Annotated in this window: 21 protein-coding genes; 19 read left to right on the top strand and 2 right to left on the bottom strand. The window is 46.4% G+C overall.

What is annotated here, in order from left to right; translation table 11 throughout:
* Positions 1-105 precede the first annotated feature (105 nt).
* The 4 genes from ASD40_RS00895 (at position 106) to ASD40_RS00880 (ending at position 2,676) form a co-directional block, all read left to right on the top strand.
* Positions 106-309 carry a YwbE family protein gene (locus tag ASD40_RS00895; protein ID WP_029195001.1) on the top strand — a complete coding sequence of 68 codons (204 nt, stop codon included), beginning with the start codon at positions 106-108 and terminating at the stop codon, positions 307-309.
* 24 nt (positions 310-333) lie between these two features.
* Positions 334-585: a YolD-like family protein gene (locus tag ASD40_RS00890; protein ID WP_057301470.1), complete on the top strand. Its 252-nt coding sequence runs from the start codon at positions 334-336 to the stop codon at positions 583-585.
* Positions 586-734: 149 nt separating this feature from the next.
* On the top strand, positions 735-1,646 hold the full coding sequence (locus tag ASD40_RS00885; RefSeq protein ID WP_063860131.1) for a tyrosine-type recombinase/integrase: 912 nt from the start codon (positions 735-737) through the stop codon (positions 1,644-1,646).
* A 106-nt stretch (positions 1,647-1,752) separates the two neighbouring features.
* Positions 1,753-2,676, top strand: a complete 924-nt coding sequence (locus ASD40_RS00880) for a S66 peptidase family protein (protein WP_057301469.1) — start codon at positions 1,753-1,755, stop codon at positions 2,674-2,676.
* 61 nt (positions 2,677-2,737) lie between these two features.
* On the opposite strand, the gene ASD40_RS00875 is transcribed toward ASD40_RS00880, so the two are convergent.
* On the bottom strand, positions 2,738-3,364 hold the full coding sequence (locus ASD40_RS00875; RefSeq protein WP_057301468.1) for a C40 family peptidase: 627 nt from the start codon (positions 3,362-3,364) through the stop codon (positions 2,738-2,740).
* A gap of 395 nt (positions 3,365-3,759) precedes the next feature.
* Between ASD40_RS00875 and ASD40_RS00870 the strand changes: the two genes are divergently transcribed.
* From ASD40_RS00870 to ASD40_RS00820, 11 genes are all read left to right on the top strand, one after another.
* Positions 3,760-4,572: an ABC transporter ATP-binding protein gene (locus ASD40_RS00870; protein ID WP_057301467.1), complete on the top strand. Its 813-nt coding sequence runs from the start codon at positions 3,760-3,762 to the stop codon at positions 4,570-4,572.
* Complete coding sequence (locus ASD40_RS00865) at positions 4,556-5,368, top strand: ABC transporter permease (protein ID WP_057301466.1); 813 nt, start codon at positions 4,556-4,558, stop codon at positions 5,366-5,368. Before ASD40_RS00870 ends, ASD40_RS00865 begins: the two co-directional genes overlap by 17 nt.
* Positions 5,365-6,237 carry an ABC transporter permease gene (locus ASD40_RS00860; protein WP_057301465.1) on the top strand — a complete coding sequence of 291 codons (873 nt, stop codon included), beginning with the start codon at positions 5,365-5,367 and terminating at the stop codon, positions 6,235-6,237. Before ASD40_RS00865 ends, ASD40_RS00860 begins: the two co-directional genes overlap by 4 nt.
* Before the next feature lie 83 nt (positions 6,238-6,320).
* Entirely contained in the window at positions 6,321-7,394 is a 1,074-nt protein-coding gene (locus tag ASD40_RS00855) for an ABC transporter substrate-binding protein (protein ID WP_235549125.1), read from the top strand.
* 81 nt (positions 7,395-7,475) lie between these two features.
* A complete protein-coding gene (locus ASD40_RS00850; RefSeq protein ID WP_057301463.1) occupies positions 7,476-8,849 on the top strand; it encodes an aspartate aminotransferase family protein in 1,374 nt (457 codons plus the stop codon).
* A 6-nt stretch (positions 8,850-8,855) separates the two neighbouring features.
* Positions 8,856-10,127, top strand: coding sequence for a M20 family metallo-hydrolase (locus tag ASD40_RS00845; protein WP_057301462.1), 1,272 nt, complete (start codon positions 8,856-8,858; stop codon positions 10,125-10,127).
* Complete coding sequence (locus ASD40_RS00840; protein ID WP_057301461.1) at positions 10,124-11,005, top strand: nitrilase-related carbon-nitrogen hydrolase; 882 nt, start codon at positions 10,124-10,126, stop codon at positions 11,003-11,005. The genes ASD40_RS00845 and ASD40_RS00840 overlap by 4 nt, the downstream gene beginning before the upstream one ends.
* 20 nt (positions 11,006-11,025) lie before the next feature.
* Complete coding sequence (locus ASD40_RS00835) at positions 11,026-12,390, top strand: NAD(P)-dependent oxidoreductase (RefSeq protein WP_057301460.1); 1,365 nt, start codon at positions 11,026-11,028, stop codon at positions 12,388-12,390.
* A gap of 32 nt (positions 12,391-12,422) precedes the next feature.
* Positions 12,423-13,718, top strand: coding sequence for an NAD-dependent dihydropyrimidine dehydrogenase subunit PreA (gene preA / locus ASD40_RS00830; protein ID WP_057301459.1), 1,296 nt, complete (start codon positions 12,423-12,425; stop codon positions 13,716-13,718).
* Between the two features lie 2 nt (positions 13,719-13,720).
* Complete coding sequence (gene hydA / locus ASD40_RS00825) at positions 13,721-15,163, top strand: dihydropyrimidinase (RefSeq protein ID WP_057301458.1); 1,443 nt, start codon at positions 13,721-13,723, stop codon at positions 15,161-15,163.
* Positions 15,156-15,371 (top strand): hypothetical protein, encoded by a 216-nt coding sequence (locus ASD40_RS00820; RefSeq protein WP_057301457.1) that lies wholly within the window; start codon positions 15,156-15,158, stop codon positions 15,369-15,371. Before hydA ends, ASD40_RS00820 begins: the two co-directional genes overlap by 8 nt.
* Here the strand turns inward: ASD40_RS00820 and ASD40_RS00815 are convergent.
* Positions 15,368-16,981 carry a PucR family transcriptional regulator gene (locus ASD40_RS00815; protein WP_057301456.1) on the bottom strand — a complete coding sequence of 538 codons (1,614 nt, stop codon included), beginning with the start codon at positions 16,979-16,981 and terminating at the stop codon, positions 15,368-15,370. The two genes, ASD40_RS00820 and ASD40_RS00815, sit on opposite strands and share 4 nt — an antisense overlap.
* A 123-nt stretch (positions 16,982-17,104) precedes the next feature.
* On the opposite strand from ASD40_RS00815, the gene ASD40_RS00810 reads away from it, so the two are divergent.
* From ASD40_RS00810 to ASD40_RS00795, 4 genes are all read left to right on the top strand, one after another.
* Positions 17,105-18,547 (top strand): CoA-acylating methylmalonate-semialdehyde dehydrogenase, encoded by a 1,443-nt coding sequence (locus ASD40_RS00810; protein ID WP_057301455.1) that lies wholly within the window; start codon positions 17,105-17,107, stop codon positions 18,545-18,547.
* Positions 18,548-18,671: 124 nt separating this feature from the next.
* On the top strand, positions 18,672-19,622 hold the full coding sequence (corA, locus tag ASD40_RS00805; RefSeq protein WP_057301454.1) for a magnesium/cobalt transporter CorA: 951 nt from the start codon (positions 18,672-18,674) through the stop codon (positions 19,620-19,622).
* Positions 19,623-19,668: 46 nt separating this feature from the next.
* Positions 19,669-21,435, top strand: a complete 1,767-nt coding sequence (locus tag ASD40_RS00800; RefSeq protein ID WP_057301453.1) for an ABC transporter ATP-binding protein — start codon at positions 19,669-19,671, stop codon at positions 21,433-21,435.
* On the top strand, positions 21,432-23,477 hold the full coding sequence (locus ASD40_RS00795; protein ID WP_057301452.1) for an ABC transporter ATP-binding protein: 2,046 nt from the start codon (positions 21,432-21,434) through the stop codon (positions 23,475-23,477). The genes ASD40_RS00800 and ASD40_RS00795 overlap by 4 nt, the downstream gene beginning before the upstream one ends.
* Positions 23,478-23,600 lie beyond the last annotated feature (123 nt).

Raw genomic sequence — 23,600 nt, 5'->3', positions numbered from 1 at the left:
GCCGTTGTAAAGGGTTTTACAAATGTATGCAACTTGGTGGGGAATGGGGGGAAACTATGTTATAATAAAGCACACAATTGAAAGAAAGCAGGCGACTTACACAGCATGAATGGCCAAAATCGTAAAGATGTGATTCCAGGTATTGAAGTGAACATTGTTTTGAAGCAAGATCAACGCAGCGGGAAGTTAACGCGTGGAATTGTCAAAGATCTATTAACCAATTCACCTACCCATCCTCATGGGATTAAAGTAAGACTTGCAGATGGACAGGTTGGACGTGTCAAAGAAATATTATCGCCGGCAAGGTGATTTATAATCCAGGGGGAACGTGAGATGGCGAAAGCAAAAGTAGCAAAAAGACCAACGCGGGATGAATTTGTATTAGAAGAAATCGGTAATCAACTGTCCGAAGCGAAGCAGGAGAACTCTGAGATTGTTCTGACGGTCTGGGGGCGTGAAGAACGTGTTCGCGGGCTCATAGCGACAATGGATTCAAGGACCGGAAGAGTACATATGGAAGTGAATGGTGAAATTGACAAAGTACCTTTCATGGACATTATGAAAGTCGAATACCCGCGGGATTAAAACCGGGAAAACGGTTAATAAGTGTATTCTGCTGTTCTTTACAGGGGATATGCGTTAATTGACCGTTTTTTTCTATCAAAAAAATTGCACTAAATCTATATTTAACGCAACTTAGATTGTAACGGACGGAGTGAAATGGATTGGGACAAGTGTATGAGTATGATGATGAGTATTTGGAGCTATTTGACTCATGGATGAAAGATCAGGGCTTTACGAAACGAACACAACAAGCTTACTTAGGGGATGTAAGGTTATTCCTTTCCAATATAGAGAAATCTTTACCAATGGTTGAGGCAATTGATATCATGCGCTTTTTGACGAAAATGCGACAGGGCGGGGCAGGGGATGCCGCGCGTAATCGCTATCTATCTTCGATTCGGACATTTTTCGCGGCGTTGATCGAGCTTCAAATTGTGCAGAGCAACCCTTCACTTAACGTGAAAAAATCGAAAGTTGAGAAAAACCAAATTCCCACGTTTCTCAGCGAGCAGCTGCTTGCTGTGTTTTTGCAATCGATCGAGGGGAAGTATCAGATCCGGAATGTGGCCATGTTTCTATTGATGAGTTATGCGGGTTTACGTGTAAGTGAGCTGCATCGACTCAATATCTCTGATTTCAATCGTTCAACGAATACGCTGCAGGTGTTTGGCAAAGGACGGAAGTGGCGTGTCATTCCTCTTCCTGCTGAACTGGTTAAAGTTCTGAATAAAGCATTAATAGAACGAATGGATACAAGGAGCTCGGTGGAGCAGCCTTTTTTTGTTTCTCAATTTGGTCGGCGAATTAGTGTTCGTATGATTCAAACGATTGCGGAGAAGCATTTCGAGGTGCTGAAGAAGCAGTATGCCGAACTACAAGGGAAGTCGATCTCAAGTCATAAGCTTCGTCATACGTTTGCCACAATGCAGGTTTTGGCAGGGACGGATATTCGAACTTTACAGGAATTACTAGGACATGCGAGCATTCAGACCACACAGATTTACACCCATGTTGGAGACAAACAGAAGCAGGATGCAATGAACCGTGTTTCTGCGTTTATTCCAGCAGGGATGGGGATTTAGAACGGGAGAAGTAATAATTAGTTCGGGTGACGCATATAAGGCAACAGAGAGATTACAAAGTAGGTTCCAAATTTTGAATAAGTTCTCTTTGGTAGGAGGCATATTTATGGCTATAAGGCCCCCCATTTTACAAAGGGGTGATACCATCGGAATTGTTACTTTAGGAAGTCCGCTTGACGCAACAATCATTGATGAAAGAATTAAAACAATTGAAAATATGGGATTCAATGTAGTAGTGGGGAAATATGCGTATGCTTATGGAGGCATTGTTGCCTCAACAGCGCAACAACGTGCTGAAGACCTTATGAGTATGTTTGAAAATCGCAGTGTGAAGATGATATTACCTACAAGAGGAGGGACGGGGGTCAAAGATATTCTGCCGTTCCTCAATTATACGATTATAAAAAATAATCCTAAGATCGTAACAGGATACAGTGATATCACGATTTTATTAAATGTCTTGTACCAATTTTCGGATTTAATTACTTTTCAAAGTCTATTGTTAATTGACTTTAGCGCGAGCACACCAACGTATAACTTCAACCAATTTTATTCGGCTACATCAACCCTCAGTAGTCCAAGAGTGATTCAGAATCCACCCGGCATGTTGCAGACCAGCCTGATTGCAGGAAATGTTAGAGGGCCAATCGTTGGGGGGAATCTCACTTCATTTGTTGATACTCTTGGCACTCCATACGAAATTAATACGGTTGGAAAAATACTGGTTATAGAAGAGACGCACGAAGCAACGAATGTCATTTACCGATATTTGACTCGTCTGATCATGGCAAGGAAAATTCAAGATTGCATCGGTGTGGTGATGGGACAATGCACGAATTGCACCATATCTTATTCTACGACTTATAATGACTTAATTACGGATGTGATTGCTCCTTTAGGAAAACCTCTCATGACCAATGTAAGTACAGCTCATGGCCTTTATAAAGCAGCAATCCCCATTGGAGCGAATGTAAATCTTGATACTTATAATAATAGGCTTACAGTACTTGAACCCACGGTTAAAGCATAGAGCACTTTTACAACTTGTCTAGAACGAAAAAAAGCCGTTAAAAACCGGCTTTTTTCTCATACTAGTTAATTAAACGACGTGCACCCCAATAATGGGCATCATAGTAGGGAGTACCAAATAAAGTGCTAATCTTTACTTCCCTTGTTCCCATCGTTCCTGCTTGAAGAATTTTGTTATTTCCAAGATAGATACCTACATGGGAAACTCCGGTCGTATAAGTTCCTTGTAGAAATACAAGGTCACCTTTACGCAGGTCACTTTTATCTAATGGCGTTCCTAATTGACTCTGCAAGGCTGATGAATGAAGAAGGTTAAATCCGTTTTGATTAAACGCATATTGTACAAAGCCTGAGCAATCAAAAGCAACATATGGTGTATTGCCGCCAAATACATATGGTGTTCCAAGCTGCTTCATTCCAGTTGCAATGATGGCATCTGCTTTTACTTCCCAGCTTTGTTTAATAGAAGCCTTAACTGGAAGATTAATTAAAACACCTGCGTAGATATTTTGCTGATTAACATTTGGATTATTTGCGATGAGATCAGCTAATGGAACATTGAACTTCTGTGAGATGGACCAGAAAGTGTCAGTATCCGTAGCAACGTATTGATTCAAAGGTGCCGCATTTGCGATTCCGCTGATTAAGAGAGTTGTCGCCATTGCGGTTGAAAGAATAAACTTTCTCATGAATTTCCTCCTAGATGTTATATGTAGTTACCTAAACATTTTATCAGAATGAATAAATAGAGAATATGAGCAAAATATGGATAAACGTAGGGCGGGACAATTTTCGTTCTATTTGTTTACATAACATATATTATGTATTTAACAGTTTAGGAAGTCTCATAATAAACAACTTTCTTCCCCATGTATGATAAAAAAATTGAGTAGGGGCATCTAGATGATATCAATTCTATGTGGTTGTTTTGGTAATTGTTTTACACTATGTCAAATGCAGAGCTTAATTTTGGGACACTTTGTATAATGTAAATCGTCATAGAAGTAATATAATATAACATATACAGTTATGATATATTACATTTACATAACGTAATATCAAAGTTCAAATGAGGAGGGACACAATGAATTCAGATCTTTCCCCGCAGAAAGTGGAAATATCGATGGATGGCGTTTGCATGGTGTTTGGGAAAAAAGGGAAGCAAGTGACTGTTCTCCAAGACATCTCGTTCGATGTAGCCCAGAATGAATTCGTATCCTTACTTGGGCCTTCAGGCTGTGGCAAATCAACATTGCTGCGGCTGATGGCTGACCTGCTGCAACCCTCGAGCGGGCAAATTATGATTCAAAAGGAGCATCCGCGGGAAGTGCGTTTGCGCAGGAAATTCGGCATTGTGTTTCAGAATCCCACACTGTTCGAGTGGCGAACCGTACGCGAAAATGTGGAGCTTCCCTTAGAGGTAATGGGATGTAATCGCGCGGAATATCGAGGTGCGGTCGATCAACTGCTTGAAACCGTAGGTTTGACGAAATTTAAAGATTATTACCCTTGGCAGCTAAGTGGCGGCATGCAGCAAAGAGTGGCAATTGCACGTGCTTTATCGCTGGATCCGCCTATTTTGTTTATGGATGAACCATTCTCGGCGCTTGATGAGTTCACAAAGGAGAAACTGCAATTCGAACTGCTTGAAATTAAAAGAAAGACGAATAAGACGATCGTTTTCGTGACTCATAGTATTCCGGAAGCTGTATTTTTATCCAATCGAATCATTGTATTATCTGCAAATCCTGGTCGCGTACACTCCGTTCACCACGTCGATTTGGGAGAGGATCGTACTTTGCAAGCCCGAGAATCGGAACGTTTCCATGCTTTGACCGCTTCCATTCGAAATTGCTTCTACGAGGAGAGTGATGCCCTTGATGATCAAATTGGATAGACAATGGCATCAAGCTGCTGTTATTGCTTGTTGGATAGCGGCATTGCTCCTCCTCTGGGAAGTGTTGGCTTGGCTGATTCATAACGTGATTCAAGTCTCACAACCCGACTCCAAACTGCCTTATTTGCATAAGGTGATAACCTCCTTACAAGATAATCTTCCCACCCTCATCAAGCAGGGTTTCACAACGTTCGGCAATGCGATGACTGGCTTCCTGATTGGTACCATTTTCGGTGCTGCCTTAGCCATTACCATGAGCCTCTCCAAAACGGTTGAACACACGCTAACTCCCTACATGGTCGCTTCTCAAATGGTGCCCATCATCGGTCTTGCTCCGATCCTGTACGGCATCCTCCATGATCCGAGTCTTTCGCGGATCGTTATGGCAGGTTATGTGACATTTTTCCCTGTCACCATTAACTCGCTTCGCGGGCTGCGCAGTGTGCAGCCTGAACAGCTGGAGCTTATGCGCTCCTTAGCTGCTTCAACCTGGCACAGCTACCTGAAGCTCAAGCTGCCATCCGCGCTGCCGGGATTGTTCGCCGGACTCAAGATCTCAGCTCCGCTGGCGATCACAGCTTCCATCATCGTTGAGCTAATGGGGGCTCCCGATGGAATCGGCGTACTAATGGTCAGCTCGCTGTACTACGGAGCTGCACAAGTGTACATGTTCTGGTGCACGGTTCTGATCTCTATTGCCATCGGCTTTACAACCTTTCTACTACTAGTTCTTCTAGAAAGATGGTTGACACCTTGGCAGCCTGATTTCCGCGAAAGCAGGAGGGGAGGCGCATGAAAGAGGTCGTTTTAAGCAAAGACCAACAAGCTGCGGTGACGCCGCTAATGAAATTAGAAGAACCGACCCAGGTGCCAAAGGGAAAGACACGAGAAGGCTACACGGCTATGTTCGCGCAGCCAATGAAGCTATTCCCTTATGTATTCGGTCTCGTATTCTTGCTGCTTTGGCAATTCAGAGGGATACACACCTTATTCAGCTTAGAACGCTATCAGCTGCCTATTCCTTCGGATATTATCACAGCCATGCGCGAGAATGGCGATATCCTGCTCATTTATACGCTATACACGGGTGTAGAAATCATCGGCGGCTTTCTTGTTGGGTCGCTGCTGGGTTGGCTTGCTGCAGTCGCAGCTTCCTTCAGGCCACAAGCAGGTGCGGGTGCGATTTCGATCATGGCCTCGCTCAATGCGGTGCCGATCGTAGCTCTTGCGCCAATCATGAATAATTGGTTGGGGGACGGCGTCGCTTCACGAATGGGTATCGTCTCGGTCATGACGATGGCTACCATGGCGGTAAGCACCTACAAAGGGCTGCGTTCCATTGAACCGTCCTACCTAGAGTTAATGACTTCGTACGCGGCTAGCACTCGACAGCTTTTTCTCAAATTAAGATTACCCAAAGCCTTACCATCGATATTCTCAGCTCTTAAAATCAACATGTCAACGAGTATCATCGGTGCGATCGTGGGGGAGTTTTTCATTGCATCGCGCGGCTTAGGCTACTTGCTTTCGGATCAAATCCGACTGGCCAATATGCCCTTAGCTTGGGCTTGTATTGTTATCGCAGCTATCCTGGGAATTGTTTTATATACGATCATTCAACTTCTAGAGAAACGCTTTATATCGTGGTCAATTTCCAATCGCTAGATGAAAAAGAATATTTAACATGAGCATCAAGGGATGACACCATCTTTACATACATAGAAATAAATAGGAGAGGATTGGTTCGATTGAAAAAGAGAATCCTTACTGGCAAATTGGCTTTGATGTTTAGTATGTTCATGGTTTTAATTATCATCTCAGCTTGTGCTTCCGAAAAATCTGCAACAACAACGCCAGCTGCATCTACCGCAGCAGGTGCAACCAAGTCCCCTTCGGCAGAGCCGCTCAAGAAGGTCAAAATTCAGTTGAAGTGGGTGCCGCAAGCGCAGTTCGCCGGAATCTATGCCGCTAAAGAGAAAGGCTTTTACAAGGATGAAGGAATCGATGTAGAAATTGTGCCTGGCGGACCGGATGTTATCATCGAGCAGCAAGTTGTAAATGGCGCTGTCGATATTGGCGTATCGAGCTTTGACTCTTTGCTAGTCAACCGTGACAATGGATTACCTCTCGTCTCGTTGGCGCAAGTGACACAGAAGAGCTCGTACCGTTTATTATCCAAAAAATCAACCGGTATCGATGCGCCAGCCAAAATGAAGGACAAAAAGGTCGGGACATGGATGGGCAGCCAGCAGTTCCAAGTGCTTGCTTTTATGGAGAAGAACGGACTTGACCCGAAAAAAGACATTCAATTAGTGAAACAAGGCTTTACGATGGATCAATTCTTTGGGGATCAGCTGGATGTGGCGACAGCAACGATTTATAACGAGTATTATGTTGTACTTGAGAGCGGCGTGAAAGAGACAGACTTGAATGTGTTTAACTTTGATGATGCCGGTGTTGCGATGCTGGAGGATACGCTTATTGCGAAGAAGGACTGGGTCGATAAGAACCACGATCTCGCAGTTAAAGCCGTGAGAGCAACCATGAAAGGCTGGAACTACGCGATTGAGCATCAGGACGAAGTCGTTGATATTGTGATGAAAAGTGTAACGGCAGGAAGTACTACTAAACAGCACCAAACGACAATGCTGAAGGAAATGGCAAAGCTTGTGAAGCCGGATGGATTTAAAAATGAACAAATCGGTTCATTCGTAGATGAATCAGTGACACGGACAGCGGACATTGCGCTGAAATATGGCTTGATTAAGAAACCGGCCGATTTAACAGCGGCTATTGATAAAACGATTTTACAGGGCAAGTAAATTTTCGGAAAGGAAGGCGGATCGTGGATGACTGTAGTCTGCGATCCTTCTTTACATCATCAGAAGAGGGGAGCTGGGCTTATGAGCACTAACGAGGTTAGTGATCTGCTGACGAAGGAGGATTTGCTTGAGAAGGATCGCAAATATGTGTGGCATCACATGTCTGCACATAACGAGAATCCGATGATACTTGCTTCTGGTGAGGGAAGCTGGGTTACTGATGTGGATGGGAATCGTTATTTGGATGGCATGTCCGGATTATGGTGCGTGAATGTGGGTCACGGTAGAAAAGAAATTGCGGAAGCGGCCGCTGAGCAAATGATGAAAATCGCTTATGCTACGCTCGTCCAGTCCCATGTACCCGCGATTGAATTAGCGGCGAAATTGAATGAGTGGCTGGATGGCGAGTATCGGATCTTTTACTCAAACTCAGGGTCGGATGCCAATGAAGTGGCCTTTAAGATTGCTCGCCAATACCATCATCAGAACGGGAAGCCATCCAAACATAAGTTCATCTCGCGGCATCGAGCGTATCATGGCAATTCAATGGGGGCATTGGGTGCAACAGGGCAAGCGCAGCGTAAGCTGAAATATGAACCGCTTGGTGTGGGCTTTCAGCATGTGCCGCCGCCTTATTGTTATCGCTGTCCATTCGGCCAGACGAAGGGGGCATGCAGCTATCAATGTGCCAAAGCCATCGAGGATGCCATTGTTTGGGAGGGGGCAGATTCTGTTGCAGGCGTAATCGTGGAGCCCGTGATTACGGGAGGTGGGATGATTGTTCCTCCGGACGAGTACCTGCCCATGGTGCGCAGCATTTGTGATAAGTATGATGTGCTGCTCATTGTCGATGAAGTGATCTGCGGATTCGGTCGATCCGGCGAGAAGTTCGGTCATCTGAACTATGGGGTGAGACCCGACATTGTGACGATGGCCAAAGGCTTGACCAGTGCGTACTCGCCGCTTTCTGCAACCGCTGTTTCAGCTGAATTGTATGAATCGTTCAAAGTTAAAGAAGCGACGAGCCATTTAAGACATATCAATACGTTCGGGGGTAATCCAGTCTCTTGCGTTGTTGCGTTGAAAAATATGGAGATTTTGGAAAAAGAAAATCTGGTTACGCGCTCTGCTCATATCGGAAAAACATTTAGAACTCAATTGGAACCTTTGCTTGACCACCCGCATGTAGGCGAGATACGCATTTTTGGATCAGCGATGGGTATCGAGCTCGTAGAAGATCAAGTGTCGAAGGTTCCGGCAACTGCTGACCGTGTGACGAAGATTATAGCAGGCTGTAAGCAAATGGGTTTACTCATTGGGAAGAACGGGGATACGGTGCCTGGATTTGCTAACATTCTCACGCTAAGTCCACCTTTATCTTCGACAGATGAGGATGTTGCTTTTATCATCGAGACCTTGCTTGCTGTGTTTGATGCCAATCAGGAGAAAGGATGATAGGTCTTGCCTAAAGCGCCTCAGATACAAATTAACGCTTCACGACTGCAACAGCGAATTCAGGAGCTCGCTCAAATAGGGAAAATTGGCGAAACGGGCGTATGCAGGCTTGCTTTGTCCAAAGAAGATCGAGAAGGCGTTGAACTAGTGAAAAGCTGGATGCAAGAAGCTGGGATGGAAGCTTCCATCGATCCATTCGCTAACTTAATTGGGGTACTTAAGGGGAGCAATCCGGACGCGCCTGTTCTCATGCTAGGCTCTCATGTGGATTCACAACCTTATGGCGGTAGATTTGATGGCGCGATAGGTGTACTTGGTGCGATCGAAGTGGTCCAAACGCTGGTGGAGGAAGGGATAACACCAGAATTTAATATTGAAGTTGTGGCATTCTGCGATGAAGAGGGCTGCCGCTTCAACAAAGGGCTTTTCGGCGTTCGTGGAATGACCGGCAAGCTTGAAGCGAATGAGTTGGAGCGTACGGATAAAAATGGCGTTACACGCAGAGAAGCTTTGGTTCAGTTCGGGTGCGACCCCGCTGAATTCGAGGGCTATGTGTATCAAGAAGGACGAGTTGGTGCTTTTCTGGAGCTGCACATCGAGCAAGGTCCAGTTCTGGAGTCACTCGATGCTCCGATTGGTATCGTCAGCGGAATCTCTGGTCCATTATGGCTCACCGTGGAGATGATCGGCTTCGCTGGGCACGCGGGTTCGGTGCCGATGTCTATGCGCCAAGACGCGCTTCTAGGCTGTGCCAAAATCATTGTGGCGCTCAATGAGTTAGTGCGGCAGGAGCCAGGTGCTCCGACCGTCGGAACGGTAGGCTCCCTTACGGTGTTTCCGGATTCCCGCAATATCATCCCGGAGAAGGTATCCTTCACCATTGACTTGCGGGACATTGATTTACGGCGTCGCAATGCGGTAGAAGCGGAGCTGCTCAGCGTGATCGAGAACGTGTCGCGCGAGCATGGTCTCACGTATACGATTCGCGAAGATACGAACAGTGAACCCCGCTACTGCGCGAATTGGATCAAGCAAAGCCTGCATCAGGAAGCAGCTCTGATGGGGTTGACCCCGCCAGAGCTGATGAGCGGACCTTTCCATGATTCGCTAACCATGTCCTATGTGTGTGACTATGGGATGATTTTCGTTCGATGCCTCGAAGGCATCAGTCACAATCCCAAAGAATATGCTAGTCCAGAGGACATTACGCTGGGCACGGAGCTTTTATACCGCACTGCGCGACGAATCGCCACGGAAAAGGGGGGTTTCCAGCCATGAGCAAAGTGAAAATTGGCCTCATTCAAGCCTCGCATGATGTGCATGGCGATGAGGCCGTGATCAAGCACAAAGAAGCAGCGATACAAAAGCATATCGCGTTGGTTCGTAAAGCGGCGCAGCAGGGCGCGCAAATCATTTCTCTGCAAGAAATATTCTACGGCCCTTATTTCTGCGCAGAGCAAACAACGAGGTGGTACGATGCCGCAGAGGAAGTACCAAAGGGGCCAACGACTATGCTCTTCCAGGAACTGGCGAAGGAGCTCGGAGTTGTCATCATCCTTCCCATATATGAGAGAGAAGGCATCGCCTCGTATTACAATACGGCTGCTGTGATTGATGCGGATGGTACCTATTTGGGCAAATACCGCAAACATCACATTCCGCATATGGCGGCGGGAGGCGGTTCTTGCGGGTTCTGGGAGAAGTATTATTTTAAACCAGGTAATCTGGGCTATCCCGTTTTCGATACAGTGTTTGCTAAGGTTGGGGTTTACATCTGTTACGATCGCCATTTTCCAGAAGGAGCAAGGGCTCTCGGACTTGGCGGAGCAGAGATTGTGTTCAATCCTTCCGCTACAGTAGCGGGGACGTCGGAGTATCTCTGGAAGCTTGAACAGCCGGCTCACGCCGTGGCCAATGGGTATTATGTCGGTGCTATTAATCGTGTTGGTCACGAAGCTCCGTGGAACATGGGAGAATTCTATGGTCAATCTTACTTAGTGGATCCTCGTGGTTCGATTGTTTCCATCGGAAGTCGAGATCAAGATGAGGTGGTCATCGGCGAAATGGACAAAGAGTTAATCCGTGAAGTCCGCAATGTTTGGCAATTTTATCGGGATCGCAGGCCTGAAACCTATGATCAAATTGTTAGCTTATAAGCATGGGAGGGGGAGCGAAGATGAGTTCAACATTTATTTCCTTAACCGATTTGAAACGCAATTTCGCGGAGGTCAAATCCGGCATGAAGCCGAAAGAGGCGATCGAGGAATCGAACCGCTGCTTATTTTGTTATGATGCTCCTTGCATTCGTGCCTGTCCAACGGGGATTGATATTCCTTCTTTTATTAAAAAGATTGCTACCGGCAATCTCATAGGCTCCGCACGCACGATCATGGATGCGAATCCGGTAGGGGCCTCTTGCTCAAGGGTATGTCCCACAGAGGAGCTTTGTGAAGGAGCTTGTGTACTCAATCATTCGTCCAAGCCTATCCTAATTGGCAACTTACAGCGCTATGCAACGGATTGGGCTATTAAGAATGAACAAATATTGTTCAAGGCCGGGACAAGTAATGGGAAGTCAGTTGCTGTGATTGGTGGCGGGCCTGCTGGTTTATCGGCAGCTCGGGAGCTTGCCCGCTTCGGGTTCAAGGTTACGGTGTTTGAGGCGAAGGAGCAGGCTGGAGGGCTAGATACCTATGGGATCGTATCGTTTCGACTGCCAAAGGAGATTTCGCTATGGGAAGTCGAGCAGGTTAGGCAGTTAGGTGTGGAATTCCGCATGAACACGCGAGTCGGCATAGATGTTAGTGCGACTGAGCTGGTCAGCGATTATGATGCTGTTGTTCTGGCTGTTGGAATGTCGAAGGTTCCAATGCTGGGTATTGAAGGCGAAGCCTTGATAGGCGTGTACGATGCCATCGATTTTGTGGAATCTACGAAGACAGAACAGGAACTGGATACATCCCTCGTTGGGAAGCGGGTAGCAGTCATAGGAGCGGGGAATACAGCCATTGATGCGGCCACATGCTCTGTGAGGCTAGGAGCAGAAAAGGTGCAGATTGTGTATCGGCGTACGCAGGAAGAGATGACGGCTTATGATTTTGAATATGATTTCGCTAAGCAGGATGGCGTTGCGTTTCAGTGGTTGACGGCTCCAAAACGGATCATCGGGGATGCGAATGGGAATGTCGTAGCATTAGAATGCCTGCGCATGAAACTAGTGGAAGTAGATGCGGGGCGCAAACGTCCAGTTCCCATTGAAGGCTCAGAATTCATCATTGAGGTGGATGCCGTTATTAAGGCGATTGGTCAGATGAGGCATGTTTCCCTCATTGATCAATTCGAACTTGCACATACACGAGGAACCGTTACAGTTGATCCGTCAACAGGTCAAACGTCCAATCCCAAGGTGTATGCAGCGGGCGACGTCATTTTCGGAGAAGGACAGGGAGAAGCGATGGTTGTATCGGCAGCTCAGCAAGGCAAACAAACGGCTTATGCTATTTATAATCAACTGGTGAAAAGGGCACATGCATCGGCTTAATGACTTTCTAAATGGATCGGGAGGGATTCAACATGGCTGATTTACGCATTAATCTTGCAGGTATAGCTTCACCTAATCCGTTCTGGTTAGCATCGGCGCCACCGACCAACACGGGTTATCAAGTTCAACGCGCTTTCGAAGCGGGGTGGGGTGGAGCGGTTTGGAAAACACTTGGCGATCCCATCATTAATACATCTTCGCGCTTTGCGGCCATTCATTTCAACGGACAACGCGTTGCAGGCTTCAATAATATTGAACTCATCACGGACCGACCGCTTGAGATTAATCTTAAAGAGATTTATGAGACGAAGAAGCGTTTTCCGAATCATGCGATTGTCGTATCCCTGATGGTAGAGCCGAACCGGGAGAAATGGCATGAGATCGTGAAAAAGGTCGAAGCTGTCGGTGTCGACGGCTTAGAGCTGAACTTTGGCTGCCCGCACGGCATGGCTGAACGCGGCATGGGTGCTGCTTCGGGGCAGCAGCCTGATCTCGTGGAGGCGCAGACGATGTGGGTGAAGGAAGCGGCGACGACGCCGGTCATCGTGAAGTTGACGCCGAACATTACAGATATCACGAGCACTGCTAAGGCGGCGGTTCGAGGCGGAGCGGATGCGATTTCGTTGATCAATACGATCAATTCATTAGCTGGCGTGGATATCGACTCGTGGAACACGATTCCTCATGTTGGAGGCAAGGGATCTCATGGCGGGTATTGCGGACCGGCAGTTAAACCCATTGCCCTCCATATGGTTGCTGATTGTGCGCGAAATCCAGAGGTTAGCGTGCCCATTTCCGGCATTGGCGGTATTTCCAATTGGCGAGATGCCGTTGAGTTCATGTTGATGGGCGCGACGGGCGTTCAAGTCTGTACGGCGGCGATGCACCATGGTTTCCGCATTGTGGAGGATATGATCGATGGTTTGAACAACTATTTGGATGAAAAAGGTCTCGCCAGCGTTACTGATTTGATCGGGAAATCCGTTCCGCGTTACTCCGATTGGGGGAACTTGGATTTGAATTATGCGGTCGTAGCGAGAATTAACACGGATACCTGTATCAACTGCAACAAATGCCATATTGCTTGCGAGGATACATCTCATCAGTGCATAGATATATTGACCGGTGAAGAAGGTCAGTCCTATTTGCAAGTACGCAAAGAAGATTGTGTGGGATGTAACTTATGTGCGATTGTTTGTCCCGTTGAAGGTGCCATTTCTATGATTGAGGTATCAGGAACAGATGCGCCAATGACGTGGAACGAAAGGCAGGAGGCTATCGCCAAGCTGTCTGAAGGCAAAGACACCACCAAGAAGGAGGCTGTGTAACCATGTCCAAGCTCATTAAGAACGGAACGATCGTGACGGCTGTTGACCAGTACCAGGCGGACGTCCTTATCGAGAACGGGATCATTACGCAAATAGGTCTGAACCTCTCCAAGGAAGGGGCAGAAATTGTAGATGCCGCAGGTCATTACGTGTTCCCAGGCGGTATTGATCCGCATACCCATCTTGACATGCCTTTTGGCGGCACGGTTACAGCCGATGATTTCGAAACAGGCACGAGAGCGGCCGCTTTCGGTGGGACGACAACGATCATTGATTTTTGTTTAACGAACAAAGGAAAACCACTGAGTCAGTCTGTTCAAACATGGCATCAAAAAGCCGCTGGCAAAGCCGTCATCGACTATGGATTTCATTTAATGATTGCGGAAATCAACGATGAGGTACTGGCAGAGCTGCCGAAAATGATTCACGAAGAGGGGATCACCTCACTCAAAGTGTTTATGGCTTATAAAAATGTGTTCCAAGCCGACGACGGCACGCTGTATCGGACGCTGCTCGAGGCAAAGCGGCACGGAGCTCTTGTCATGGTACACGCAGAGAACGGCGATGTGATTGAATATTTGATTAAAGAAGCATTGGAATCGGGAAATACAGATCCGATTTACCATGCATTAACGCGTCCATCCTTAATTGAAGGAGAAGCGACAGGGCGTGCGGCTAAGCTTACTGCATTGGCTGGTTCTCAGCTCTATGTCGTTCATGTGACTTGCGAAGAAGCCATTCAGCAGATTGCCGAAGCTCGGAATCAAGGCGTTGATATCTGGGGGGAAACGTGCCCGCAGTACTTGATGCTGGATCAGACTTACTTGGAAAAGCCGAATTTCGAAGGGGCGAAATACGTATGGTCGCCTCCGCTGCGCCCGAAACATCACCAAGAGGCTCTGTGGACCGCTTTGAAAAATGGACAGCTACAGACGCTCGGATCTGATCACTGCTCCTTTAACTTTAACGGACAAAAAGACTTGGGGCTTAGTGATTTTAGCAAAATCCCGAATGGAGGACCCTGCATTGAAGATCGATTCTCCATCCTATATTCAGAAGGCGTAGTGAAGGGCCGCATCACGTTGAATCAGTTCGTAGATATCGTGTCTACGCGAATTGCGAAGCTTTTTGGCTTATTTCCCAAAAAGGGGACCATCGCAGTAGGATGCGATGCGGATATTGTCATCTTTGATCCGAACGTATCACGGACGATCTCAGCTGAAACCCACCATATGAATGTGGATTACAATCCATTTGAAGGCATCGTGATCTCTGGGGAGCCTGTCACTGTTCTGTCTCGAGGCGAATATGTGATTCGGAATAAACAATTCGTTGGCACGCCGGGTGCCGGGCAATTCGTGAAACGAGGAACATATCTAGCAGCTTCACGAAATGAAATAGCGAAGAAAGAAGAAACTATCAAAGGGGGAGCCACACATGTCTGAGTTTGCACAATTTAAGCTAGAAAAGCAGAAATTGGATGACTTCGTGGCTCAGAAGTTCAAAATCGTCGGGGTGAAGGAAGATCTGGAGGGAGCATGGCTCGATCTCGAACATCCCGGCGGTGAAACGGCGAATCTGCATCTAAAAACAGCAAATGCTAGGAAGTATTATGTATCCCTGCTCCTTAAACAAGAACAAACGCAAGCTTAAACGATTGCGCCATGCATGTATTCGTAGCCGTGTAGGGCCAGTTCAATGGCAATCCTTTTGTGTGGATGCATGTAATCTTCACCAAGCAGCCCTGCTATTTTGTCCAGACGATGGTACAGGGTTTGCCGGACAATAAACAGCTCCTTGGCAGTATCTTGTTTGGATCCGCATAGCGCTAAATAAACCTTCAATGTCTTCAGAAGCTGTCCATTTTTCTCTCGATCATACTGAATTAATTTCCCGATGTATTCATCAATGAATGACTCCAGCTGACCGGTATGTTTCATTTTTAGTATCACTTTGTTCACATGCTGCTCATGATAGAAAGGACTTGTAAGCATACCTGTATCTTTCTGTATCTCAATCGTTTCTTGAGCGGTCTCATAGCTTTCCTTAACGCGAGTTGGGTCACTTAATGTTTTTCCGATACCGAACCAAGGGGAGAGTAAGATTGTTTCCTGATTAGTCTCTGATTTTTGAAGTCTTTGTATGGCTCTGGAGATTCGTTCATTGCATGGCATGGCAGGCAATTGGTCAAGTAGGATGAATACGATTTGATCCTGTATGACGGTTGGCATGAGATAGAAACCTTCACCTTCGAAAAGGGCGCGGGCGATCATCTGCTTCTGTAAAAGGAGGTCTTCATAGTCCTTGGAAGTTTCGGCTGTCGGGACGATGTCAAATAGACAGACGATGGTTTGGTTCAGCTTCATGGAGGGTTTGATGGAGAACATATAATCGCGAATTTCTTGCCCTGTATGTTTACCGTTCAGCCAATCAGTGACCCAGAGATTCTGTTTGTACCGCGTTTTCTCCTCCATATATTTCGTGCGCATCATTTCTTGTGCAATGGCCGTTGCGAACCTGTCTAAAGCAAGGATTTGAAATTCACTGAGTTCTTGATCGGCATATAAAAGTAAGTCTGCGAACAAATGTTCCAAGGCTAAAATAGGGCGATGGGCCAGTTTGTTTTTGGCATTAGGAAGTTGAAAGATCTCGCCATAAATCCATTTCTCATAAAAGGCATCGGCCTTCGTTTTCGGCATGGAAGGGACGAACTGCGCCTCCGCGCCGAAAGGAAAGAAGGCGACTTGTGAGTGAGTTGTTTGATGCAGCAGCTTTAAGAGGGCTTGCAATCCTTTCCCCGAGAGGAGTAACTGATTCAGCTGGGTGGAGAGGGATTCCAGGTCTGACACCATTTTGTGATGCTGATGGATGAAGTAGGTGTGTAGATCCTGCGTGATGTCGATATATCGTACTTCTTCGTGGAAAAAGATAAGTGGAAAGTTCTCTCGGGTGGCTAGCTTCTTCATCCGTTCAAGCGGCTGTTTCGTATATGTGCCGAGCTCGATACATAATCCTGAAGCACCACTGTCGATCAACTGCTGCAAAAAGGAAAGACTTAGCTCCTCGTTATCTTGCCAGCCAATGCCTGTGCTTAGAATAAGCTCATTCCCATTGAGAAGATGGCCGACCTGGGTCACTTCCATGATATGTACCCAACGTACCTTTCGGTTCAAAGCTTCCTCATTTGCGATGGCTTCTGCTTTGTGAAATAGCGGCCTCTGCAAAATATCTTTCACTGTTAATTGTAAGAGTGTCTGTACCAAGCGAGTTCACCACCTTCATGTAAGGAAAGTTGACATATCAGAGCAAAATTGTAATTTCACCTATTATACAATGTGTCCAGAGACTTTTGGAAAAAAATTCTTCCTGCCAGGAGATGAACGAATATGAAACTCTTACAAAATTTCGTGCAGGGTGTTTGGATCGATTCAGAAAACGGTTCAGGGAGTGATGTGATTAATCCGGCAACAGGAGAAATCATCGCTCGTGTACCGCTTTCTTCATCTGAAGACGTAGAAGCTGCTGTTCTAGCGGCACAAACGGCTTTCGAATCATGGAGCAGAACTCCCGTGCCCAAAAGGGCAAGAGTATTGTTTAAATACTGGCAGTTATTGCAGGAACATGAGCAAGAACTAGCAGAGCTCATTACGTCTGAGAACGGTAAAAGCTATAAAGAAGCGTTAGGTGAGGTACTACGAGGTATCGAATGTGTAGAATTTGCTGCGGGAACACCTTCGCATATGATGGGTTTGACATTGGCTAACATTTCCGCCGATATGGATTCAGAGTTATTTCGTGTGCCACTCGGAGTAGTTGGAGGTATAACACCCTTTAACTTTCCGATGATGGTGCCTTGCTGGATGTTTCCTTTAGCCATTGCTTGTGGAAACACGTTCGTCTTAAAGCCTTCTGAGCGAACACCGCTAACTGCCATGAAATTAGCGTCATTATTTCAGGAGGCGGGGCTCCCTGATGGGGTGCTGAATATCGTCCATGGTGCACATGATGTGGTGAATGCGCTGACAACGATGCCCGCCGTGAAAGCTATCTCCTTCGTAGGCTCGCAACCGGTTGCGAAATATGTTTATGAGAAAGCTTCTTCAGCAGGTAAACGTGTGCAAGCGCTAGCAGGGGCCAAAAATTATCATATCGTGATGCCAGATGCACATGTAGAAAAATCAGTTGAAAATATTATCATGTCTTCTTTTGGAAGCGCGGGGGAGAGATGTATGGCTTGCTCGGCTGTTGTGGTTGTTGGGGATGGGGAGAATTTCGTGAATATGCTTCATCAGGCAGCGCGTAATATGGTACTTGGCAATGGGATGAATGAAGATGTAACACTCACACCGATCATTCGAAGTGAACAGCGCACCAGGATTGAGGCCTTTATTGACAAAGGGATAGAGGAGGGAGCGGAGCTTCTATTAGATGGGAGAAATGCGGAGGCTTGTTCGGCTGAAGGATTTTTCCTTGGAGCTACAATATTTGATCATGTGAAACCGTATATGACGATCGCGAAAGAGGAAATATTTGGACCGGTCTTATCCCTGTTCCGTGCTAAGGATTTGGACGAAGCGCTGCAGCTTGTAAATCAATCTCGATTCGGCAACTCGGCTGTCATCTATACGGAAAATGCCAAAGCTGTACGCAAATTTCGAGAAGAAGTGGAAGCGGGAATGCTTGGCGTAAACGTTGGCGTACCGGCTCCGATGGCCTTTTTCCCATTCTCGGGCTGGAAAGACTCTTTCTATGGTGATTTGCATGCCAATGGCAAAGATGGTGTAGAGTTTTATTCGAAGAAAAAGATGATTACATCACGTTATTTTTAAAATAAGTTTTAAAAGAATAGAGGAATGAGGGCCGCGAGTGATTGCGGCTTTTTTGCCGTTGTGTATGGACAAGCTTTAATCGTTGATGTAGGTTAATGAATAGGGAATTAAGGGGGAGACTCAAGTGATTAGAATATTGGCTGTTAACGAAGAACAGGAGATTATCCATATATCCTCATTAGACGATCTGAAACATTCAAATATAGATCGGTACTGGGTAGATTTCAATGCGCCTTCCAAGGAGGAAGCCTTACTCTTACAAAAGCACTTTCAATTTCATCCGCTTGCTGTAGAAGATTGCTATCATTATCTGCAGCGACCTAAATTAGATCATTATGAGGATACTCATTTTTTTGTTCTTCATGCTTTGCATCCTGAAACGTTAGCTGCGGAAGAAGTAGACATGTTCTGGGGCACTAACTTCATCGTTACCTTTCATTATTCACCGTCTAAGGAAATTGATGAGGCATGGCATCGGATGGCAGAACAACAAAAGTTTCGTGAGAAAGGTATCATATACACGGCCTACTTAATTATCGATAAGCTGGTAGATGAATATTTCCCTAGTCTATATCAAATCGAAGATCAGTTAGATGAAATCGAAGTAAGAGGTAAAAGTGTTCCGGTTCATATCTTAATGAATGAAATATTTGAAATAAGAGCAAAGCTGTTAAAGATTAGAAAGACAATTGTTCCTATGAGGGATCTACTCTATCGTGTTATTAATACCGAAAAAATAGATGGTCTTAAAGAACATGTCGTCTATTTTACAGACATCTACGACCATCTGCTTAAGCTCTCAGAAATTATTGACTCCAATCGAGATTTAACTGCGGATATACGGGATAGTTATGTTTCCATAAATTCCTATCGAATGAATACGATTATGAAGACTTTAACGGTGATTACGACAATTTTCATGCCTTTAACATTTATAGCTGGAATATACGGAATGAATTTTCAAAATATGCCGGAGCTTACTTGGCGTTGGGGTTATTTTATTGTTCTATTTATCATGTTCGGTATTGGTTTCGGTATGTATTTGCTATTCAAAAATAAGAAATGGTTTGATTAGTCGTATTAAATATTAATGTCATTAATTATTATCGGAGGACGCTTCTATGACGAAGCATAAACAAAAAAAGCATAACACGATGGGGCAATATACGGAGCTGCTTAGCCGATATTTGTTCCCCCAAAAGGGTACGCTCATTGTCTTGACGATGCTCTTATTCGCATCTATTGGTCTTCAGCTCATCAACCCGCAAATTATTCGCTATTTTATCGATACCGCTCAAACGCAAGGGGCGATGCAGCCACTGATTACAGCCGCGATTATGTTTATTGGCTTTGCGCTTGTTCAGCAGCTGGTTTCCGTCATAGCTACCTATTTTAGTGAAAATGTAGGGTGGAAAACTACGAATAAGCTGCGAGTGGATCTTGCCGCTCATTGTTTATCATTGGATATGTCATTTCATAAATCACATACATCAGGCTCGCTCATCGAACGTGTGGATGGGGATGTGAATGCTCTGGCCAATTTCTTCTCGAGCATGATCATTCATTTATTGGGTAATCTGCTTTTGATGGCTGGCATTATTATTTTGTTGCTGCGGGAAAATTGGCTGATTGGCGCGGGGATGGCCTTTTTCGTCATTTTTGCAGTCTTTATGATTCAATGGATTCGTAAATTTGCTGTTCCAGTCTGGGCGGGTTGGCGGCAGGCGAACGCAGAGTTTTATGGGTTTATTGGTGAGCATTTGGAAGGAACAGAAGATATTCGCGCCAATGGCGCAGTCGGGTTCGTTATGAATCGCTTCTATACCATGCTTAGAAAAATGCTGCCGCTTCGGGTGAAAGCCTTTCTCGGTTTCTGTGCGATGTGGAACATGTCTATTTTCGTTTTTGCGCTTGGCAACGCCATGGCGTTTGGTATTAGTGCGTATCTGTGGCACACCCAGCATATCTCGCTAGGTACTGTATATCTGATTTTCTTCTATACAGAATTATTAGCCAAGCCGATTGAGAAGATTCGTACGCAAATGGAAGATTTGCAAAAGGCAGACGCCAGTATTTCACGTATTCGCGAGCTGTTCGCTATCCAGTCTGAGATTATGGATGGGACGGGAGCTCCATTACCGGAAGGACCGCTTAGTGTTGAATTTCGTGATGTCACGTTTAGTTATGATGGGGATCAGCCTACGATTGAGGGGTTAAATCTGACTCTGAAACCAGGAGAAGTTCTAGGACTCCTTGGCCGAACGGGGAGTGGAAAATCAACGATGGCAAGATTGCTGCTTCGCTTTTACGATCCTCAAAGTGGAAGTATCGCGCTTGGCGGTACGGATATCCGGAGCTGTAAGTTAGTTGATCTACGCAAACGTGTAGCCCTTGTAACGCAAAATATTGAAATTATGCAAGGGACCATTCGAGATAACCTAACCTTTTACGACGATTCGATCAAGGACGAACAAATTATTGAAGTACTCAAGGAACTTGGACTAGGAGCGTGGTATGAAGCCATGCCTGAAGGGTTAAACACAGGTTTAGCTTCCGGGGGAGGAAGCTTGTCTGCAGGAGAAGCACAGCTGCTAGCCTTCGCGCGGGTTTTCTTAACGAACCCCGGACTTGTGATTATGGACGAAGCTTCTTCAAGACTTGACCCGCTGACAGAGCAGCGTATGGAAAAAGCGGTTTCTAAACTGTTGACACAGCGATCCTGTATCATGATTGCGCATCGTTTAACAACCGTTCAACGAGCGGATCATATTCTTATTCTAGATAATGGGCGCGTTTTGGAATCGGGTAAAAGAGAGCATCTGGCCGCAGATCCGAACTCTCGCTTCAGCCAATTGCTGGCCACAGGCTTAGAGGAGGTGTTGGCATGAATACGTATCAATATTTGTGGCGGCTTATTATGTACCGGCCCATACGGTATCTGGTTAACGCCATTGCTTGGACCGTTATCTATTTGGCGCCGATTGCGCCTGGACTTATAACGAAAGAGTTTTTTGATTCTCTGACAGGTACGTCGGCGCTAGGTTATGGTGTATGGGGACTGATCGCATTGTTAATGGCTGCAGCATTAGGGCGTATTATGCTGATTGTGATTGGTTTTATTACGGACGTTAATTTCCGCTTTCGTATGGGGATGCTGCTTAGACGCAACTTGCTCGAGCATGTATTAAAACAGCCTGGGGCACAAGCCATTCCCGTTTCGCCTGGGGAAGCAATTAGCCATTTCCGAGATGATGTCGATCAATCAGAAGAGGCAGCAAGCTGGTCGGTCGATGTGTTCGGAATGACCTGTTTTGCCCTTGTTTCGGGCTATATCCTGATTCGGATTGATGCTCAAATGACGCTGCTTGTGTTTATGCCGATCGTTCTCGTCATTACGGCTGCGCAGTTGGCTACGGTTCGCTTACAGAAATATCGTGCGGCTAGCCGCGAAGCTACCTCCAAGGTAACGGGAGAGATCAGCGAAATGTTCGGCAATGTGCAGGCGATTCAAGTCGCCGGTGCGGAGAAACGAGTGATCGCTCGGTTCAGCAGCTTCGGTGATGACCGTAGGAAAGCAATGCTGAAGGATCGGCTCATGGGTGAGCTGCTGGATTCGGTGTTTTCTAACTCGGTTAACCTGGGGACGGGGCTCATTCTATTGCTGGCTGGAACAAAAATGAGAGCTGGGACGTTTACCGTTGGTGACTTCGCTTTGTTCGTATACTATTTAACTTTTGTTACGCAGTTTATCACGAATGTGGGCAAATTTATTACGTATTTTAAGCAGATGAGTGTGTCGCTGGAGAGATTGACGTTTCTTTTGCAGGGGGCATCGGCTAAGGTTCTTACGATGGTTAATTCGCTGCATTTGAAGGTGGAGAATAAAGTGGCGGAAGCTACTGTGTCCACTATCCCTTTGGCTCAGGAAGGAAGAGAGAATGAAAGTCTGGGTCGGGTAAAGAGGGTGGATGGACTTGAGCATGAGGTTGCGAGTGGGCTAGTAGGGCAAGGACACGAGAGAGAAAATGCTAGTGGAGCAAATATAGGGCGAGGACTCGAGAGATTTAGCGTGGGTGAGGCAGAGCAAGAGATAGGATTCGAGCGTGAATTTTCGGATGAGGTAAAGCAAAAGGCAGGATTCCAGCATGAAATTGCGGTTGACGAGAGATACAATCGTGAAAAAGAGATTGATGTCTCGTTGCAGCGGCTAGATGTGAATGGACTGAGCTACGCTTACTCTGATACCGGCAGAGGGATCTCGGACATTCACTTCAGCTTGAAAAGAGGATCGTTCACCGTTATTACGGGAACGATTGGTTCGGGCAAGACCACGCTTGTTCGCTCGCTCCTTGGGCTTTTGCCCAAGGGAGAGGGAACGATTGCGTGGAATGGTGTGCCCGTCGAAGATCCGGGCACATTCTTTACACCGCCGCGGAGCGCTTATACCGCGCAGGTTCCGCGGCTATACAGCGATACGCTGCGCAACAATATTTTGCTCGGGCAAGCGGAGCAAGGCGATAGCTTGCAAATGGCCTTGCACGCGGCGGTGATGGAGTTCGACGTCGCGCAGCTGCCCGGCGGGCTGGACACCGTCATCGGCCCGCGCGGGGTGAAGCTCTCCGGCGGGCAAGCACAGCGGACGGCTGCAGCGCGCATGCTCGTGCGAGACGCCGAGCTGTATGTGTTCGACGACCTGTCGAGCGCGCTCGACGTCGAGACGGAACAGAAGCTGTGGGAACGGATGTTCCAGCGTCGAAGCGATGCGACTTGTCTGGTCGTATCCCACCGCAAAACGGCGCTCACACAAGCGGACCACATCATTGTAATGAAGGACGGGCGAATAGAGGCCGAAGGAAATTCGGAGGAACTGCTGCGGCAGAGTGCGACGTTTAGGGAACTGTGGTATGGCGATGAACGGCATTCATCATGAATATGTAGAGAAGCCTGAGAGAGCGGGCTTCTTTTTATTTGTGTAAAGGAAATTTGTTGGGATTTCACGAAGATATATGAACTCCTTTTCCAAAGGGCAAAGATTGTAATTCAGATATAATGA

It is taken from the genome of Paenibacillus sp. Root444D2, assembly GCF_001426375.1.
Taxonomy (GTDB): Bacteria; Bacillota; Bacilli; order Paenibacillales; family NBRC-103111; genus Paenibacillus_E.
Note: the sequence above shows the minus strand (reverse complement) of the source record. Positions and strands in the feature narration are given on the sequence as shown.

What these genes read in the sequence shown, in the direction of transcription:
- ASD40_RS00850 (WP_057301463.1), top strand. Translation starts at nt 7,476, where the DNA reads ATGAGCACTAACGAGGTTAGTGATCTGCTGACGAAGGAGGATTTGCTT.
- ASD40_RS00880 (WP_057301469.1), top strand. Translation starts at nt 1,753, where the DNA reads ATGGCTATAAGGCCCCCCATTTTACAAAGGGGTGATACCATCGGAATT.
- ASD40_RS00895 (WP_029195001.1), top strand. Translation starts at nt 106, where the DNA reads ATGAATGGCCAAAATCGTAAAGATGTGATTCCAGGTATTGAAGTGAAC.
- ASD40_RS00820 (WP_057301457.1), top strand. Translation starts at nt 15,156, where the DNA reads ATGTCTGAGTTTGCACAATTTAAGCTAGAAAAGCAGAAATTGGATGAC.
- preA (WP_057301459.1), top strand. Translation starts at nt 12,423, where the DNA reads ATGGCTGATTTACGCATTAATCTTGCAGGTATAGCTTCACCTAATCCG.
- ASD40_RS00840 (WP_057301461.1), top strand. Translation starts at nt 10,124, where the DNA reads ATGAGCAAAGTGAAAATTGGCCTCATTCAAGCCTCGCATGATGTGCAT.
- ASD40_RS00890 (WP_057301470.1), top strand. Translation starts at nt 334, where the DNA reads ATGGCGAAAGCAAAAGTAGCAAAAAGACCAACGCGGGATGAATTTGTA.
- ASD40_RS00810 (WP_057301455.1), top strand. Translation starts at nt 17,105, where the DNA reads ATGAAACTCTTACAAAATTTCGTGCAGGGTGTTTGGATCGATTCAGAA.
- ASD40_RS00795 (WP_057301452.1), top strand. Translation starts at nt 21,432, where the DNA reads ATGAATACGTATCAATATTTGTGGCGGCTTATTATGTACCGGCCCATA.
- ASD40_RS00865 (WP_057301466.1), top strand. Translation starts at nt 4,556, where the DNA reads ATGATCAAATTGGATAGACAATGGCATCAAGCTGCTGTTATTGCTTGT.
- ASD40_RS00875 (WP_057301468.1), bottom strand. Translation starts at nt 3,364, where the DNA reads ATGAGAAAGTTTATTCTTTCAACCGCAATGGCGACAACTCTCTTAATC.
- ASD40_RS00800 (WP_057301453.1), top strand. Translation starts at nt 19,669, where the DNA reads ATGACGAAGCATAAACAAAAAAAGCATAACACGATGGGGCAATATACG.
- ASD40_RS00870 (WP_057301467.1), top strand. Translation starts at nt 3,760, where the DNA reads ATGAATTCAGATCTTTCCCCGCAGAAAGTGGAAATATCGATGGATGGC.
- hydA (WP_057301458.1), top strand. Translation starts at nt 13,721, where the DNA reads ATGTCCAAGCTCATTAAGAACGGAACGATCGTGACGGCTGTTGACCAG.
- ASD40_RS00860 (WP_057301465.1), top strand. Translation starts at nt 5,365, where the DNA reads ATGAAAGAGGTCGTTTTAAGCAAAGACCAACAAGCTGCGGTGACGCCG.
- ASD40_RS00835 (WP_057301460.1), top strand. Translation starts at nt 11,026, where the DNA reads ATGAGTTCAACATTTATTTCCTTAACCGATTTGAAACGCAATTTCGCG.